The 17,877-nt window shown below is 37.7% G+C and carries 11 protein-coding genes and 4 pseudogenes; 6 read left to right on the top strand and 9 right to left on the bottom strand.

The window, feature by feature from the left end; genetic code table 11:
• Nucleotides 1–127 precede the first annotated feature (127 nt).
• Entirely contained in the window at nucleotides 128–1,915 is a 1,788-nt protein-coding gene (locus BTN50_RS03780; RefSeq protein ID WP_096619080.1) for an aminopeptidase P family protein, read from the top strand.
• 251 nt (nucleotides 1,916–2,166) lie between these two features.
• Nucleotides 2,167–2,966: pseudogene (locus tag BTN50_RS09395) on the top strand (transposase).
• 47 nt (nucleotides 2,967–3,013) lie between these two features.
• Here BTN50_RS09395 and hemG read toward each other — a convergent pair.
• The 6 genes and pseudogenes from hemG to BTN50_RS03755 form a co-directional block, all read right to left on the bottom strand.
• Nucleotides 3,014–3,538: a menaquinone-dependent protoporphyrinogen IX dehydrogenase gene (gene hemG, locus BTN50_RS03775; RefSeq protein ID WP_096619079.1), complete on the bottom strand. Its 525-nt coding sequence runs from the start codon at nucleotides 3,536–3,538 to the stop codon at nucleotides 3,014–3,016.
• Between the two features lie 39 nt (nucleotides 3,539–3,577).
• A complete protein-coding gene (locus tag BTN50_RS03770) occupies nucleotides 3,578–5,035 on the bottom strand; it encodes a TrkH family potassium uptake protein (RefSeq protein WP_096619078.1) in 1,458 nt (485 codons plus the stop codon).
• A 725-nt stretch (nucleotides 5,036–5,760) separates the two neighbouring features.
• A pseudogene (locus BTN50_RS03765) lies at nucleotides 5,761–6,532 on the bottom strand (transposase).
• Nucleotides 6,533–6,953: 421 nt separating this feature from the next.
• A complete protein-coding gene (polA, locus tag BTN50_RS03760) occupies nucleotides 6,954–9,749 on the bottom strand; it encodes a DNA polymerase I (protein WP_096619077.1) in 2,796 nt (931 codons plus the stop codon).
• Between the two features lie 254 nt (nucleotides 9,750–10,003).
• The gene (locus tag BTN50_RS10060; RefSeq protein ID WP_161492939.1) at nucleotides 10,004–10,177 is read right to left on the bottom strand and encodes a hypothetical protein; all 174 of its coding nucleotides are present in this window, start codon (nucleotides 10,175–10,177) and stop codon (nucleotides 10,004–10,006) included.
• A gap of 15 nt (nucleotides 10,178–10,192) precedes the next feature.
• Nucleotides 10,193–10,642, bottom strand: coding sequence for a transposase (locus BTN50_RS03755; protein ID WP_096619076.1), 450 nt, complete (start codon nucleotides 10,640–10,642; stop codon nucleotides 10,193–10,195).
• 48 nt (nucleotides 10,643–10,690) lie between these two features.
• Here BTN50_RS03755 and BTN50_RS10055 point away from each other — a divergent pair, with 48 nt between their 5' ends.
• Both BTN50_RS10055 and BTN50_RS03750 read left to right on the top strand, forming a co-directional pair.
• A complete protein-coding gene (locus BTN50_RS10055) occupies nucleotides 10,691–10,834 on the top strand; it encodes a hypothetical protein (RefSeq protein WP_161492938.1) in 144 nt (47 codons plus the stop codon).
• Between the two features lie 276 nt (nucleotides 10,835–11,110).
• Nucleotides 11,111–11,650 carry a hypothetical protein gene (locus BTN50_RS03750; RefSeq protein ID WP_096619075.1) on the top strand — a complete coding sequence of 180 codons (540 nt, stop codon included), beginning with the start codon at nucleotides 11,111–11,113 and terminating at the stop codon, nucleotides 11,648–11,650.
• Here BTN50_RS03750 and BTN50_RS03745 read toward each other — a convergent pair.
• Nucleotides 11,619–12,453 (bottom strand): annotated as a pseudogene (locus BTN50_RS03745) (transposase). The gene BTN50_RS03750 and the pseudogene BTN50_RS03745 sit on opposite strands and share 32 nt — an antisense overlap.
• Before the next feature lie 515 nt (nucleotides 12,454–12,968).
• Between BTN50_RS03745 and mutM the strand changes: the two are divergent.
• On the top strand, nucleotides 12,969–13,781 hold the full coding sequence (mutM, locus tag BTN50_RS03740; protein WP_096619074.1) for a bifunctional DNA-formamidopyrimidine glycosylase/DNA-(apurinic or apyrimidinic site) lyase: 813 nt from the start codon (nucleotides 12,969–12,971) through the stop codon (nucleotides 13,779–13,781).
• Nucleotides 13,782–13,927: 146 nt separating this feature from the next.
• Here the strand turns inward: mutM and BTN50_RS10390 are convergent.
• Nucleotides 13,928–14,837 (bottom strand): annotated as a pseudogene (locus tag BTN50_RS10390) (IS5 family transposase).
• A gap of 173 nt (nucleotides 14,838–15,010) precedes the next feature.
• Between BTN50_RS10390 and waaA the strand changes: the two are divergent.
• A complete protein-coding gene (waaA, locus tag BTN50_RS03735; RefSeq protein ID WP_096619073.1) occupies nucleotides 15,011–16,270 on the top strand; it encodes a lipid IV(A) 3-deoxy-D-manno-octulosonic acid transferase in 1,260 nt (419 codons plus the stop codon).
• A gap of 817 nt (nucleotides 16,271–17,087) precedes the next feature.
• Here the strand turns inward: waaA and BTN50_RS03730 are convergent.
• The gene (locus BTN50_RS03730; protein ID WP_096619072.1) at nucleotides 17,088–17,795 is read right to left on the bottom strand and encodes a 3-deoxy-D-manno-octulosonic acid kinase; all 708 of its coding nucleotides are present in this window, start codon (nucleotides 17,793–17,795) and stop codon (nucleotides 17,088–17,090) included.
• Nucleotides 17,796–17,877: the final 82 nt, after the last annotated feature.

Here is a 17,877-nt window from a genome sequence, read left to right as displayed (position 1 = left end):
ACGATGACTCCATATGACAGGAATTGTAGCCGTAGAGAAAAATGCATAGGATAGGAGCATTGAAATCATTTAACTTAATTATATTAAAATGTTACGATTAATCAAACTGGTGATAAGAGGATGAAATATGCATGCCACTATTACTGAACGTGTTGATGCTCTGCGACGTTGGTTAGATGATAAAGCACTGGACGCTTTGATCATTCCGCACGAAGATGAATTTCTTGGAGAATACATTCCATCCCACAATGAACGCCTCCACTGGGCAACAGGATTTACAGGTTCAGCTGGTGTCGCAGTGATCACACGTGATAAGGCGGCTGTTTTCGTTGATGGCCGCTACCAGGCTCAAGTGCGTAAACAAGTCCCAGCAGGTACATTTGAATATCGACATTTAATCGATGCGTCTGTTCTTCAATGGTTGCTCGAAATATTACCAGCAGGAAGTAAAATTGCTGTTGACGCAAAATTGCATAGTGTAAGCTGGTTAGCTCAGGCAGAAAAAACTGTTGCAGATACACTAATCTTAACTTGCATTGACAGCAATCCAATAGATATACTCTGGCGTGATCGTCCGGCGCCATTATTAACTCAAGCGAAATTGATGGGTAACGAATTGGTTGGTCAAAGTAGTGAATCTAAACGTCAACAAATTGGTCAAGCCATTGCTAAAACGGGGGCAGATGTTGCGCTCTTAAGTCAACTTGACAGTATTTGTTGGCTACTCAATATTCGTGGTGACGATGTACCGCATCTACCAGTATTGCTTTCAACTGCGCTTGTCGAATCAAACGGTAATGTCCACTTTTTCATTGATTTATTACGTTTACCTGCTGTATTTTTAAACCACATAGGTAATGGAGTTTTCGTGCGACCACCAGGCTCAATAGCTGCATCATTGGCTGCAATGACAGGTCAAACTGTATTAGTTGATCCGCAAACCAGTAACGCATGGACGAGCCAAGTATTGAATCAAAATAACATTAATATAGTGCATGCTGTTGACCCATGTTTATTGCCAAAAGCTATCAAAAACAGTACTGAAATCTCTGGTATAAAAGCTAGCCACATTCGTGATGGTGCCGCTGTTAGCCGTTTTTTAGCATGGTTAGATGCACAAGTTACAGCGGGCATTCTTCCAAATGAAGCAAAGCTTTCTGACAAGATCTATAGTTTCCGTACATTGGATGAGACGTTTGTCGGCTTAAGTTTTGACACCATTTCTGCCGCAGGCGAAAATGCCGCTATGTGTCACTATAACCACCTCAATCAGCCTAAATCTAGTGAGCTTGAGTGGAATAATGTGTATTTAGTGGATTCTGGTGGTCAATACTTAGGTGGCACTACCGATATAACCCGTACCATTGCAATTGGTGATTGCAATGATACCGTTAAAATTGCGTTTACTTTAGTGCTGAAAGGCCATATTGCGTTAGGTGCTGCACGTTTTCCGAAAGGTACTTGTGGCAATCAATTGGATGTGCTTGCTCGTCAGTACTTATGGGCGCATGGGTTCGACTATGATCATGGAACAGGCCATGGTGTGGGTCATTTTTTGAGCGTTCATGAAGGCCCTCAGTCCATTGCAAAAGCGTCTAATACTATTCCTTTACTTCCAGGAATGGTGCTGTCTAATGAACCGGGTTATTATTGCGCAGATTCATTTGGTATTCGTATCGAAAATTTGGAACTAGTGGTAGAAGTGCCAACTCAGGGTGATGTGGCAATGATGGGCTTTGAGTCTTTAACGCGCGTCCCAATTGATCGTCGTTTAATCAATACATCTCTGTTGACAAGCAGTGAAATTGCTTGGTGGAATGATTACCACCACAAAGTGTGGCAAGACGTAAGTCCATTACTACAAGGTGATGATTTAGTGTGGCTTGAGCAAGCTACAACATCTTTGTCATGTTAATTTTCGCTACAAGAGAAAGATCCCTAGAGAGCTTTTTTTGTTAAATTAGTTTTAATTACGCAGAGTACCAGTGATGACAATCTTTCCAAATTACGTCTAAGTTAGCTTCTTTAACGGCTAATGGCTGTGTTTCTCCAATTAAGGCACTAAATTATCAAGCTATGTTCTGAACAGTTAACTTTATTTAAATATTTAGAGTTATGATCAAACCAGATTATCAAATAACTAATAAAAAGCAGTATCAGTAAGCTATTCAGCTATGGCATCAAACTGAGCCGTATAGTCATGGTAGATCTTGTTTATTTAGCGGTTTAGCCATGACAACGGTTTTCATGGGCAACTGCGTATTTTTAATGTTATTGAGAGGCCTGTGCAAGGATTCGTTAATTTCATTTTTAAACTTGTTCAATTGGCGTTATTATGCTCTCGTTACTTATGCCTTATTAAGTGAGCCAAAACGGTTAATATCGCACTCAAGACGAAGACTAAAGGAGCTATCCAGTACTTAGTTATTGATACTACAGGGGCTCAACTTTATGGAAAAGGCAAATTAAAGTAAAAAAGCATGGCTATAATGGGAAACAGTGAGCAAATTCTTGCTGCTGAGTTAAGTGCACCAAATGTAACTGGCGGTGAAGTGCTACATAACTTACTCAAACTGACCCGTAAAAAAATCAATGATATATTAACTGATGGTGCTTACGATATTAGATAGTATTACGAAATTGTTCGAATTAAACGAGTAGTTTCACTTATCCCACGACAAAAAAGGCGTACGTTTTTAAAACGTGATTATCCGCATAATTTAACGGTTAGTTATTAAAAATTATACGGTTCAAATTAGATTGGAAAAATGAGGTATGGTTATCATAAACGTTTCTTATTAGAGACGGCAATGTTTTGGATCACAAAATCCCTTGGAGGAACATTCAGCTTAAGAAAGCATAACGCTTAGATTAGAGAAACCTACGCTATGATAAAAGCATTAAATAAGCTGGTAGGACTAGGTATGTCTAAAATAAAAGATTATTTCATTGTTGACTATGTTTGAGATGTGCTATCTGAACTCGAATTAGGAAAGAGAATCTTGATATAATGCTAAAGTGCACTGAAGTTTATGGAAAGTTGCTTCACGCGGTCCCAGTTTGTGTATTCAACTTCCTTTGTTCTGTCGGTTTCACCACCTGTTATCTTCATAATGAATTGAATCATAACTTGATCAACGAATCTATAGCGCGGATAGTAGAGGGCACCTGCAAAGACATCTAGAAGCTTTGGTTTCCAAGGTGAAAGGGACAGGAACTTCTTCATATAGAAGTTTGTTTCAGGCGTATCTTTTTCTAGTTTTCTAGCAGTTAAATTTACGCAAAAAAATGCTGCTTGTGATTTATTTAATGCAGAGAGATTATTTTTTATAAATTTATATAATTTTTTATTCAGATGTCCATAGTGAATTGAGGATCCAATCATGATTGCATCGTATAATGTAAAGTTAATTTCTGGCATACTATGTAAGTTTATAAACTCACATTGATGAGTCTTTGCCAATTCATGTTCTATATAACGAAGGATCTTAACTGTCTGGCCTTCACGGCTTGAATGAAGCAAAAGTATTTTTTTCATAAGTGATCCTTATATAGATGTGATGAGTACGTTAATAGACTAGCTTCGCCAGAAAGTTGGAGTGCACAAGACCAACAACGTAAATACCTCAAGACGACCAAATAGCATAGACACTATTAAGACCCATTTTGCTCCGTCATTAATATCACCAAAGTGAGCCGCCACTTCTCCTAATCCAGGCCCCAGATTATTAAGAGTTGATGCCACCGCAGAAAACGCAGTTAGTTCATCAATCCCTGTTGCAATCAATGCCAACATGCAGAGTACAAATACTAACGCATAGGCCGAGAAGAATCCCCACACAGCATCAATAACTTGTTGTGGTAATGCTTTATTCCCGATTTTGATTATATATACCGCACGTGGGTGTACCAAACGCTTCAATTCTCGCGAACCTTGTAGTGATAGCAGTAGTATTCTAATCACTTTCATACCACCACCTGTTGAACCTGCACATCCGCCTATAAAAGAGGAAAACAGCAGTAGCACTGGTAAAAACAGTGGCCATTCAAAAAAACCTGTCGTCGTGTAACCTGCAGTTGTACTGATAGAAACAGTTTGAAATATAGCTTGGTTAAATGTTTCGAACTTAGAATTATAGACATTATGGCTCATGAGTATCCAAAATACAATTACCAATAAAATCACTTGAATCAGCACAAACGCCCGAAATTCAGGGTCCTTAAAATAGTAACCAGGATGCAACTTACCACTCGAAAACGCCGCAAAGTGCAGTGAAAAGTTGCATGCTGATATAAAGAGGCAACAAACTGTAATGAGATTAATAATCGAACTATTGAAATAGCCCATGCTTGCATCATGTGTGGAAAACCCTCCAATAGCTACCGTTGAAAAGCTATGACTTATTGCGTCAAAAACAGACATGTCAGCCAACCAATAGGCAAATGCACAGGAAAGTGTTAATGCTAGATAGATGTACCACAGTGCTTTTGCTGTTTCCGCAATACGCGGTGTCATTTTACTATCCTTAACTGGCCCAGGAATTTCAGCTCGATACAACTGCATACCACCGATACCTAACACGGGCAGGATTGCGACAGCAAGCACTATTATCCCCATCCCCCCAAACCATTGAAGAAGTTGACGATAGAACAAGACTGCTTTTGGTAGATCGTCAAGTCCCATCATCACCGTTGCACCAGTCGTTGTAAGTCCAGAAAATGATTCAAAAAAAGCATCAGTAACTGACATTGAAAGCTGCTCAGAGAGCATAAATGGTATCGATCCAGAACTACCAATCACGGTCCAGAACAAAACGACAATGAGAAAGCCATCTCTGGCTTTAAGTTCGTGACGATAACTACGATTCGGAAACCACAGCACGCCTCCGCCTGCAAGTAACAGAATAAAAGTCAGAACAAAAGGGAACCCCTCACCGTCTCGATAAATAAACGCCACCACTGCTGGTGCCAGCATGGTGATACTGAATAATGCCAGAAGCAGCCCGACGATTCGGATAATTGATCGAAATTGCATAGCCTGAGACGGCTCAATCCTCGTATTCAAGCGTTAAGCCTGAACCATTAATTATTATCTTGCACGATATCGCTTGCCTGATCGCGAGTACGATTTGCTATATCACTAGCAATCTAACCAGCACTTCGTGCATCCACTTCCACTGCCATCAACACATTATGGCTGAATCCAGCATTAACCTGAACCGCGTTATGGGATTTCAATATTGATTCTATTAAGCCAATATGCGAACATTATGAACTTAATTAGCGTTTGTTGAATCCTTCCATTCTATGCTTTTACTAAGCCGTCTGTATCCAATTGGATGCCATTATTGTAACTTGTTATCATAGCAGTAATCGAACCAACTCTGCTGCTTGTAAGCTGAACAAGTATTAGCTTATTGGATTTGTAAGATACTACGCGTCATTATTTAAGAAAGACTTTGTGTCCTCTTCGAAAATGACTAATGCAGCCGATATTCAAAAAGAGGGATACTCATTTCATGGTTATATGTTTTATAAGTGGGTTGTAATTTAAAGGTAATACTCACATTCAATGAAGATATCACTCATGTTGCTCTGCATTTTTATTAATTTTGAATACCTAATTATTTTTGGATTGAATTGTCTCAAACTAATGTAGAGGATAACATTTTTCCTCTTAATGAGCTGCGTACTTAGTTTCCTAATGTTAGTTAAGGTCACAGCTTTCAATGTAATTCATTACTAAACGATGGTTTTTATTTAATACACACCTAGCTTTGTAAGCTTATTGATGCTTTTATCATGGCGTAAGTTCGTTAATATGGACATTATAATCCTTTAGGCTTAACGTTCCTATGAGTAATGTTTTGATTTAAACCTGCTGTTCTGACAGGGAACGTTTATAGAACGACACTTTATTTCCAAAAAATTGCTTTTTTGGGTGGGATAAGTGGAATCGCTCGCTTAGTATGAACAGTTTCGTAATGTTGTCTGGTGTCGTAAGCACGATCGCTTGATATTTTATTGATTTTCAGTGGGTTTACTTGAGTCAGTTAGGTAGTACTTTACTGTTAGTCACATTTGATGAACTGAATTCAGTAGTAATGATTTCATGCGCAGTTATATCTACCACGAAGTGTAATTTGCGCCAGATTAGATATTTTCCGTTTGCACCATGCTTTTTCACTGGCTATCCTTCTTCACTGTAGATTTTGAGCTCGTAGAATAAATGGTACAGTGCGGGATGATTTTTTTAATCTTAGTCTTGAACTCGACATTAGCCGCTTGGGCTCGCTTGTGAATTCATGCATAGCGATGGCATGACAATGGCAGTTGAGGAAATGTGAAAATAAAATTAATGGTTTTTGCAGACCTCTCAATGGTATTAAAAATCTGCATTTGACCATGATAACTGTTGTAATAGCTAAGTTGCTAAATAAATAACATTTCTTTTATGATTACCCAGCTTAGTTTAATTCCATAGTGAAAGGGATGTTGCATCAATTCAAAGTATTAATGAGGCATAATTGATTAAAGCTTCATTATACTGATTTCAATTAGTTGTTGTGTAGTGAAGCTGGTCTATAGAGCTGAATATTTAAATGAATTTAGCTGCTTAGAACGTAGGTTAATAATTTAGTGCCATGATGTAGGAAACAAAGCATCGTAAAGACGATAGTGTTCCGAATCGAAGATTATTCGGAGGGATATTGAGACTAAGGGATCATCATCCTACATTTACTAAACCTACACAAAGATAAAAGCGTTAAATAAGCTGGCAGGGAGAGGTATGCTTAAAATAAAAGCTAACAACTAATAGTTGATTATTTTAAAATTTGTTGTCTGAACTCACATTAGGAACTAAAGCTACTTGTATAATTTATTATGTAATTTCGAATTTTTAAAAAATCGAATACTTTTAATTATTATGAGTATATTATAAAAAAGTTAACTTAATGCTTACATGAGTCCCAGTTTTTTCCGCTACCAGGCTCAGCAATTAATGGAATATCCAATATCGCCACAGATTCCATGAGTCTGCAGATCTGCGCTTTCACTTCTGCCAGATGTTCAGTATCGACTTCCAATACCAATTCATCATGTACTTGCATGATTAATGCAACACGTCCTTCCGGTTGTTGTTGAATCCAACGGTCGACAAAAATCATAGCACGTTTAATGATATCAGCAGCTGTTCCCTGCATTGGTGCATTGATTGCAGCACGCTCAGCTGCTTTACGACGCAAATTATTGCTCGAATTAATGTCAGGCAAATACACACGACGACCAAAGATAGTTTCAACGTATCCTTGTTCTGAAGCTTGAATGCGTGTCTTTTCCATGTATTGCAGAACATTAGGATAACGCTCGAAGTAGCGTTCCATATATTGCTGAGCTGCACCACGTGGAATTTTTAACTGTTTCGCCAGACCCATTGCACTCATCCCGTAAATCAAACCAAAATTTATCGATTTTGCATGACGGCGCATTTCTAATGTAACGTCATTAATATCAATTTTCATTACTTCAGCTGCAGTTGTACTATGGATATCTTTTCCATTACGGAATGCATCAATCAGCGCTTCATCACCAGATAAGTGTGCCATGATTCGAAGTTCAATCTGAGAATAATCAACAGCCAGAATAGTTTTGCCTTGCGGAGCAATGAACGCTTGGCGAATACGACGGCCCTCTTTATTACGAATAGGAATATTCTGTAAATTTGGATTGGTTGAAGCTAAACGTCCTGTCGCCGTTGCTGCTTGGTTATACGAAGTATGCACGCGCTTTGTCGCAGGATTGACTACTTTCGGTAACTTATCCGTGTACGTTGATTTCAACTTTGCCAAACCACGATATTCCAAAATACATTTCGGTATGGGGTAAGTCAAAGCTAACTTTTGCAGCACCTCTGCATTCGTTGATGGTGTACCTGACGATGTCTTTTTAATAACAGGCATATCCATTTTTTCAAACAGAATAACTTGAAGTTGCTTAGGAGAGTTCAAGTTGAATTTTTCACCAGCCAGCTTAAAAATTTCTGTTTCCAGAATTTTAAGGCGTGCTGTGATTTCCAACGATTGTTTGGCTAGCATCCTGCTGTCAACCAAGACACCATGACGTTCAATGCGTGAAAGCACTGGCACCAGTGGCATTTCATATTGTTCAAAAATGATTTTTAAATTATTATTACTATTAATATGCTGCAGCAATGCAAGATGTAAATGCAAAATAATATCTGTATATTCAGCAACATATTCAGTAGCTTGCTCTAGTTTAATCTGATTTAAGGTCAGTTGTTTTTTGCCTTTACCTGCAATTTCTTTAAAGCTAATGCAGGTATGCTGTAAATAACGCATTGATAGGCTGTATATGTCATGACGACCTGCAACACTATTATATACATATGATTCCAGCATGGTATCAAATGCAATACCCTTCAGATTGATGTCATACTGCGTCAGTATACTTGCATCATATTTTAGGTTTTGACCTACTTTCAGTGCGCTCGCATCTTCCAACCAGCTTTTCATTTCAGCCAGGACCCAATCACGATCTAGCTGTTTAGGTACACCCAGGTAATCGTGAGCCACAGGAACATAAGCTGCAACACCAGGTGCAATCGCGAAAGACAAACCAACTAAATTTGCTTTCATATAGTCGAGATTATCTGTTTCAGTATCAAATGCAACAACATCTGTTGAACGTAATTTATTCATCCACGTATGAAAGTCTTCTTCCATTAAAATGGTATTATATTTACTGCAGTTAATGGCTGTGACTTCAAAATTAGTACTGTTAGCTTTTGCTTTTTTTGGTGCGTTACCCATCGTTATGTGATCTGTAACTACATCTATACCTGTGTTACTACTTTGTGCTTCTGCCAACCAGCGTGTAAAATTTAGTTCAGTGAACAGCTCCACCAGTTTGTTGTTATCTGGCGTGTCGTTGATTAATTTTTTTGGATGAGTAAAAAATTCGTAATCTAGTTTGATTGTTGCTAACGCATAAGAAAGGTAGACTTGCTCACGATTATTTTCGAGCTTTTTGGCTATAGTTTTAGAACCACGGAACCCAAGATCCGCAATCTTATCTAGGTTATTGTAAAGTTTATTCAAACCACCGATACCTGTGATCAATGCCGTTGCTATTTTATCACCAATACCTGGCACACCAGGAATGTTATCGACTGTATCGCCCATCAATGCCAAGTAATCTACAATGTGTTTTGGACCAAAACCATACTTATTATATACACCTTGCAGGTTCATAATAATATTAGTCATGGTGTTGATTAAATTAATGTTTTTGTCTACTAGTTGTGTCATATCTTTATCACTAGTACTGATCAGGATAGACATGTCTGCAGCAGAACCCTGAGTTGCCAAGGTTCCAATTACGTCATCGGCTTCAATACCCTCGATCATTATCATAGGGAAACCCATGGCTTTTATGATCTGATGTAGTGGCACAATTTGACCGCGTAGATCGTCAGGCATTTGAGGTCGGTGTGCTTTATATGCAGAATACATATCGTCTCGAAATGTTTTCCCTTGAGCATCAAAAATTACCGTTACATTGGATTGTGGATACTGCTTAACTAAACTGCGTAACATGTTAATAACACCATACACTGCTCCTGTTGGTTCACCTTTCGTATTGGTGAGCTTTGGAAATGCGTAGTATGCGCGGTAAAGATAGGAAGAGCCGTCGACCAAAATCAACGGAGTTTTAAAATTCACAACCATAGCTATTGAAGTTAACCGGAAAATAATGGGTAGGTAAGGATGCCACGTCTAGAGAGCTCTGTTAACCTGCGATTGAGATATATTTTAAAATTTTTATAACATGCTGGATTGTAGCGACATTTTATCAGTATGACTGTCGAAAAATTACACTTAAAATGTTAAGATGCATTGTGGTTGAATGGTTTGTAATCATAGTCTAGACTAGATCTTGTCCCTTAAAATTATTCCTTCTGGGGTGGGATGAGTAGAGTCGTTTATTTAATACGAATGATTTTGTAACATTGTTTGGTGTCGTCAATACTGTAGCCTGATATCACATTGATTCTTCGGTGGGTCTGTTTGAGCAAGTAAGGTAGAACTTCACCGTCAGTCATATTTAATGTACTTAACTCAGCAGTAATGATTTTATGTGTATTTATATTTATCATTAAATGTTACTTGCACTAAATTACCCGTTTCTCATCAGTGTTATATTCTTTGTACTTTCCATTCGCTTCATCGTAAATTTTGAACCCTGTAGAATCAATAGCTAAGTGCTGAATGGTTCGGTTATTAGTCGTCTTGAACATGATGTTAATCGTTTTTGCTCGCTTGCTCATGCATTCATAGTGAGAGTATAGTAACGATAGTCGGGTCAATTTAAAAACAAAATGCATGAATCCTTGAAGCTCTCTCAACAACATTGAAAATACGCATTTAATCATTAGGACCGTTGTAATGGCTAAGTATCTAAATAAACGAAGTTTTCTGTGATTACTCTGTGTAGTTTGATTCCATAACTGAGTGGCTTCTTCATCAATCCAGAATGTTAGTGCGCGATGATTGATTAAAGTTTGATGATACTGCTTCCAGTCAACTGTTTGGAGTATTGATTGAAAATTTAGTTTTCTCATTTAGGAAATAAAGCCGGTTACCATAAAGGTTATCTAGTAGAGACCGCAATGGTTCGCATCAAAAGACTACTGAGTGGCATATTGAGTCTAAGGGAGCACACAACTCTGATTAGCGAAACCAACGGCATGATAAAAGCGCTAAATAAGCTGACAAAATTAGGTATCCTTAACACGAAAGTGAATAGCCAATAGTGAATCATACTGGAATTTGCTATTGCACTCAAATTAGGAAACAAAGCCCGTAGATCTAGGAAACCATGAGTATTTTTTGATAAAAAAGAAATTTCACCATAGAGTCCTGTGCTAAAGAAAACAATGGAATACCCGACGAAAACAGTGGATAAAAAAATCACTTGCTTTTAAGTGAGCAACTTTAAATTTAGGTGACATTTTGTATATTTGTACATCAGTCAGTTCGAAATATACACTGTTAATATCATGTAATAGAATAAGAATGGACGGATCATAATGGGAAGATTTTCCCGCCGCACGTTTAATAATTTTCTGATCGTGGGCCCTTTAATATTCATCGGAATAATGCACTTACCCGACTATATCAAAGAACAATTGACTGCAAATAATTTGGCACAAAATGCCGCTGTACTGTTTTCGGATGGAGTGATTGCGCTAATACCAGAAGACATATCAGTCACAGCTTTGCGTTTTCCAACATTTACATTAACACAAGGCTTTCCATGGGAAACCGATTTTCCACTAAATATTTCCGCGACTGAATTGGCCAATCGTTGGCTGCATATCTCTGGTACTGAAATTAGCGGTGAAATATATGAACAGTTGAAAAGAGATCTTGGCTCACCGTCAACTTTAGTGGTGGGCTTGGGGGAAGAGTTAAAACCTTATCGGTTAACGTTCTATGAATTACCTCAGTTTTGGCTTATGCAAAACTGGGAAAGTCGTTGGCTTGCTGTATCGGTTGAGTCACACTACTTGTTTCCTTTCACTAAGACTCAGTTTCCTAATTCAAACTCAAACTCAGATAGCAAATGACATTTATTTTAGGTAAACTGAATCTGGTAAGCTTATTTAATGCTTTTAACTTGGCATAGGTTTTGCTAATCTGAGCATTATCATCCCTTAAGCTCAATGTCTTTCCTAGTCGTTGTTTGATTAAAAACATTGCTGCCTCTGCTAGAGAACGTTTATGGTAACTATATTTTATTTTTCAATACTGATTTGAACCATATAATTGTTGGTAAATGATTGCTAAATTACACGGGTGACTTCGTTCTCCCAAAGTTGCTCCTTTTCTTAGTGGTATGAGCACCATTGCATGATACTTCATTAATTCTGCGACGGATCTGTTTAAGTAAATTAGGTAGTATTTTATCGTTAGTGACATTTGATACGCTGAACTTAGTAACAATTATTTTATGCGTATTCATATCTATTGCTAAATGTTACTTGCACCAGACTTGCTGTGTCCCATTAGTGCTATGTTTTTTTACTTTTCATTTGCCTTCACCGTAGATTTTGAGCTCGATCGTATCAATGGTTAAGTGCTTGATGGTGCTTTTAATCTTCATCTTGAACGTAATATTCACTGTTTGATCTTGTTTGTTAACCCATGAATAGTGAGGGCATGACAATGGCAATTGAGCAAATGTCTAAACAGGATTAATGAATCCTGGCAGACTTCCCAATGGTATTACAAATAGGCATTTAACCATGAAAACTATCGTAATGGCTAAGTCACTAAATAAAAAAGATTTTTTACAATTATTAAGCTTAGTTTGATTCCAGAACTGTATGGCTGCTTCATCAATCTAAAGTGTCATCGAGCCACGATTAATTAAAGCTTGATTATATTACTTTTAGTTAGTTCTTTTGTAGCGAAGCGGCTCCATAGACCTAAATATTTAAGTGAACCTAGTTGTTGAAAGCGTAGATTAATCATTAAGTTCTTTAATTTGGGAAATAAGGCTTAATTTAGCGGTCAGTTATCAGCATTCATGCGTCTCAAATCAGCACTGCAAATTGAGATATAGTTACTATAAACGTTTTGTGTCAGAGATGGCAATGTTTCAAGCTAACAACTATTGGAAGGGACCTTGAGCTTAAGAGATTACAATGCTCACACTAAAGAAACCAACGCGATAATAAAAGCGTTAAATAAGTTAAGAGGATTAAGTACGCCTCAAATGATAGCAATTGTCTAAGAATAAATAATGTTGAGATTTGCTATCTGAGCTTGAACTAGGAAATAAAGTCCTGTAACTTTGCTACAAATAGTAAATTTTTTAATGTTTAAAATATATAATAGGTTTCAGGTGTTTAAGTCTGCATTTTCTGACCGATTGAGCATAGTATGCCAGAATTACCCGAAGTAGAAGTGAGCCGCATGGGAATAAAACCGCATGCGGTAGGGAAAAAAATTACTCAACTTAATGTGAGACAACCTAAGTTACGTTGGGTAGTGCCTGCAAAATTGTATGATATTGAAGGTCAAATTATTCGTTCGGTGAAGCGCCGAGCTAAGTATTTGATTTTAAAAACTGACGTAGGATATGCGCTAATTCATTTAGGTATGTCGGGTAGTTTGTGTATTGTTTCTGAAGGGACTATGCCTGCTAAACATGATCATATTGACCTACATTTAAGTTCTGGTCAAATGATCCGCTATAATGATCCGCGCCGTTTTGGTGCTTGGTTATGGCAGCCAAATAATGGTTCAGAGCACCCTGTTTTAGACAAGCTTGGCCCAGAACCACTAACGGCTGATTTTACAGGGGAGTATTTGTTTGAAAAAAGCTGTAATAAGCGAACGACAATTAAACAATTCATTATGAATAATGCTGTAGTGGTTGGTGTGGGAAACATATATGCTAATGAATCTCTGTTTATGTCTAACATTCATCCCAAACGTCCAGCAGGTCACTTAACACGAGAAGAAGCCGCCCGTTTTGTAGCAAATATAAAGTCGGTGCTTCTTGCAGCGATTGAGCAAGGTGGCACTACACTCAAAAATTTTACGCAAGTCGATGGAAAGTTAGGCTATTTTACACAAAAATTGCAGGTCTATGGTAAGCAAGGTAAGCCTTGTTCCATATGTGGTATAAAGCTTGAAAGTGCTAAAATAGGGCAGCGTAATACGGTATTTTGTTCAGCGTGTCAAGTGTGATATATTTGCAATTATTAAGGGTACTTTATTCCTCAATTTTTAGGATCATACTATAGAATATGAATGTTTTTTAATCAATAGCTAAAAGTAAAAACTTAGAATAATATAATTCGTGTTGGTTGAGTGTATGAGAATGGGATTGTCCACTAATTCAAGTTCAGAAAATAAATTTTTACATGATTAGCTATGAGGCGCTTCACTTTCATTTCAGGCATATCTAACCCTGTCAGTTTATTTCATGTTTTGTCATGGAATAGGTTTAGCTAACTTGAAGACTATGATCCCTTAAATTCAATGTTTCTTCCAGTATTCTTTTGGCTCTAAACATTGTCGTTTTTAATAAGGAACGTTTCTGGTAACTATACTTAGTTTTTCAATGTTGATTGAAACTGTATAACTGTTGGTAACTGACTGCTAAATTACGTGGATAACCTCATTTCTCAAAAATGCTCTTTTTTGATTGAAATGAGAGGAACAGTTCGTGTAACACGAACTGTTTCATAATACTTTATGGTGTGTCGTAAGCATTATCGCTTGATATTTCATTGATTCTTCGGCGTGCCTGTTTGGGCAAGCTAAGTAGAAGTTAACTTTTAGTCACATTTGATGCACGTAACTCAGCAAAAATTATTGATGCGTATTTATATCTACCACTAAATGTAATTTACGCCAAATTCGCAGTTTTTCATCAACACCATGTGTTTTACTTCTTATTTTCCTATACCGTAGATTTTGAGTCTTATAGAAACAATGGCTAAATATTAGATAGATCCTTTAGTTTCCGTTTGGAATGTGATGTTAACCGTTTTAGCTCGCTTGCTAATGCATGAATAGTGTCGGTATGACAACGACAGTTGAACAAATTTAAAAAAAATTAATGAATCCTTACCGACTTCTCTATGGCATTGAAAATACGCATTTAACCATGAGGCCTGTCGCAATGACTAAGTTGTTAAATAAATGAGGATCTCTCATGATTATTTGGCTTAGTTTAATTGTGCAGCTGAATGGTTTCTTCATCAACCCAAAATGTCAGTGACCATGACTGATTAAAATTTGATTATACTACTTCCAGTTAGTTGTTTTGTAGTGAGGTTTATTTATAGATCTAAATGTTTAAGTGAGCTTAGCCGTTTAGAGTGTAAGTTGGTAATTTAGTTCTCTGATTTGGGAAACAAAATCACTCTTTGTTGTAAATTAGCTTTAAATTGTTCAAACAAGGTTTTTGTGTGCGCTTTCTTTATACTTTTTTATTGATTATTGCAGCTCCTTTCCTCCTTTTTGGGCTTTTCCGTACAAAATATGGAAAGCTTAGAGTTGGAAAGCGATGGCTTGAATATTTTGGCATAATGCCTTCACTCAATGTCGTGAGTCCGTTTTGGATACATGCAGTCTCTGTTGGTGAAGTTATTGCCGCTAAACCAATTATTTATGCGCTTCGCGAAAAATATCCAGATTCTTTGATTCTAATCACCACCACTACAGCAACTGGAGCGGCGATTGCCTGTAAACTTGGTAACGGAACTAAACATTGCTACATGCCGATTGATTTCACATTCGCGATTAATGGTTTTCTTAAGCGCATCAACCCTAAAATTATGCTGATTATGGAAACGGAATTATGGCCTAACACCTTAAATGCTGTTAAAAAAGCCGGTATTCCAATAATCGTGATAAATGCACGATTATCAGAACGATCAATGCGTGGCTATCGATGGGTGCAACCCTTTTTCCATCTCTTTGCTAAGAATATAGACCATATTCTCTGTCAATTCGAAGATGATGCGGATCGCTTTGTGCAGCTCGGAATGGATGAGCAGCACATTTCAGTCTCAGGGTCTGTTAAATTTGATGCGCCTATATTTGATACGATGTGCGTGCGTGTTTTCGAACTTAAGCAGCAAATCAAGCAACGACCCGTCTGGATAGCTGCAAGTACGCACGCTGGAGAAGACGATATTTTGCTTGATTCTCACCAAGCAGTACTATCTAAAAAATCAGATGCTTTAATGATTTTGGTCCCAAGACACCCAGAGCGTTTTAGTGATGTCGCAAAATTGATCGAGCAAAAAGGTATGTCACTATCGCGTCACAGCCAAGACCACGTTATTGATGATAATACACAAGTATATCTTGGTGATACTATGGGAGATATGATGACTTTACTTGCTACGTCAACTGTGAGTTTCATGGGAGGGAGTCTGGTGGGTGATAAGCTCGGAGGGCATAATTTACTTGAACCAGCCTTGCTGGCTAAACCTCAAATTATTGGTCCAAGCTATTATAATTTTCAAGTGATCGCTGATCAATTAATAGATGCTGGTGCATGCGTAGTCAAGGCAGACGCTTCAGCTATTGCAGAAGCATTATTGGCATTTTTCAATGATCCAGAAAAATGCCGAAAGTCGGGTGCAGCTGGCTTATCAATTGTTGAAAAAAATCGTCGGGCGCTTACCAATACACTCACGACGATTGCACGTTGGATATAAGAGCAGTATAGTGCGGAAAATTTTATTTTTTAATTCTAGTTCAAATAGGGAGAGTCCTAAACATCATTCATTATGAGACGTTCGCTATTTGAACTCGAATTAGGTAATAAATTCAGTAGGATGAGCGGAATTGCTTTCTTAATACGAATAGTTTCGTAACACAGTTTGGTGTCTCGTAAGCATCAATATCTAATATTTTTTTGATTTTTTTGGTGGGTCTGCTTGAGTAAGTAATGCAACAGTAATCTCATGCGTATTTGTATCTATCACTAAATGTAGCTTATACTAGACTTTACATTTTCCATCAGCTCATATTCTTTACTTTTTATTTGCCTTTATTGTAGACTTTAAGCTCCGTAGAATTAATGGCTAAGTGCTGTATGGTGCCTCTAGTTATAACCTTGAACGTGATATGAATCACCTTGAATCACTCATTAATGAACGAATAATGAGGGCATGACAATGGTCGTTAAGCGAGCTTGAAAACAAAATTAATGAATTTTGCAGCCATATTAACGTCATTGATAATGTTCGCCTGACCATGGGAGCCGTCATAATGGTTAAACCGTTAAATGAGCGAGATCTTCGACGGTTGCCCGGTTTAGTTTAATTGCATAGCAAAATGACTTTTGGATCAATTCAGGATGTTAATAAGCCACGATTCATTTAAGTTTGATTACACTGCGTCCGATGGGTTGCTTTGTAACTAAGTTTACCCATAGCTCTAAATATTTGAATGAACCCTACTATTTATAGCATAGATTGGTAGTGCAGTTCCATAATTTAGGAAAGAAAGTCGTGCGTAAGTAGTACCCTATTAATTCATAATTTCATAGCCTTGCATGAGTGCTTTCCAATCAGATTCTTGCCAATTAATTTGTCGTTTACTCCGCTCTTTTCGAAAGGAACGAAGCAAACGCCTGAGATTTGAAGCCTTCCAATGCTCGCCATTTTTTTTACCGCATTTATCAAAGTCTATCAGCCAACATTTACTGTTAGCACCAAGTAAAATATTGTGGATATTCAAATCAGCGTGACAAACGCTAGCATCGTGAAGTTTTCTAATTAGTACGCCAATCCGGCAGTAATATTCGGTATTAAGGGCTGATTCCATTAGCACAGTAACTAAATTTTTTACATTATCTACTTTTTCCATGAGTAAGTCAGCCTGATAGGTCAATCCAGCGCGCATGGCTCGTGCTGCTAATGGACGAGGTACTGAAATGCCTTTTTCTTGCAAGAGATTTAACAGTTTAAATTCTTGAGCCGAACGGGTATCTTCCCAGCCTGTAAAAAAGTAGTTATCTAGAACCAACTTACCCAACAACCCTCCACGATAATAATGACGAAGGGCCGCTGGAATAGTATTAGTCTGTACAAACCACGTGGTACCCCGCCCAGTCGTTGAACCAATGACTGCATTGCGTTGCTGCCAGAACTTGATGTCAAAACATTGTTTAGGATCTTCACTAAGCCAAGTTTTATTATACCAAATGTGAGTAGCATTATTAATTAATAGGTCCACGTCGTCCCTCTTTTAGTGCTGCACTCCATCGTACTGTGGTTTCCATATTCCTAACCATTGAGATACGGTCATATTTTACATT

The sequence above is a fragment of the Candidatus Enterovibrio altilux genome (genome assembly GCF_002381345.1).
In the GTDB taxonomy this organism is placed as follows: domain Bacteria; phylum Pseudomonadota; class Gammaproteobacteria; order Enterobacterales; family Vibrionaceae; genus Enterovibrio; species Enterovibrio altilux.
This window is presented reverse-complemented; position numbering and strand designations above follow the sequence as displayed.

What these genes read in the sequence shown, in the direction of transcription:
- BTN50_RS03750 (WP_096619075.1), top strand. Translation starts at nt 11,111, where the DNA reads ATGGGAAGATTTTCCCGCCGCACGTTTAATAATTTTCTGATCGTGGGC.
- polA (WP_096619077.1), bottom strand. Translation starts at nt 9,749, where the DNA reads ATGGTTGTGAATTTTAAAACTCCGTTGATTTTGGTCGACGGCTCTTCC.
- mutM (WP_096619074.1), top strand. Translation starts at nt 12,969, where the DNA reads ATGCCAGAATTACCCGAAGTAGAAGTGAGCCGCATGGGAATAAAACCG.
- BTN50_RS10060 (WP_161492939.1), bottom strand. Translation starts at nt 10,177, where the DNA reads ATGATAAATATAAATACACATAAAATCATTACTGCTGAGTTAAGTACA.
- hemG (WP_096619079.1), bottom strand. Translation starts at nt 3,538, where the DNA reads ATGAAAAAAATACTTTTGCTTCATTCAAGCCGTGAAGGCCAGACAGTT.
- BTN50_RS03755 (WP_096619076.1), bottom strand. Translation starts at nt 10,642, where the DNA reads ATGAGAAAACTAAATTTTCAATCAATACTCCAAACAGTTGACTGGAAG.
- BTN50_RS10055 (WP_161492938.1), top strand. Translation starts at nt 10,691, where the DNA reads ATGGTTCGCATCAAAAGACTACTGAGTGGCATATTGAGTCTAAGGGAG.
- BTN50_RS03780 (WP_096619080.1), top strand. Translation starts at nt 128, where the DNA reads ATGCATGCCACTATTACTGAACGTGTTGATGCTCTGCGACGTTGGTTA.
- BTN50_RS03770 (WP_096619078.1), bottom strand. Translation starts at nt 5,035, where the DNA reads ATGCAATTTCGATCAATTATCCGAATCGTCGGGCTGCTTCTGGCATTA.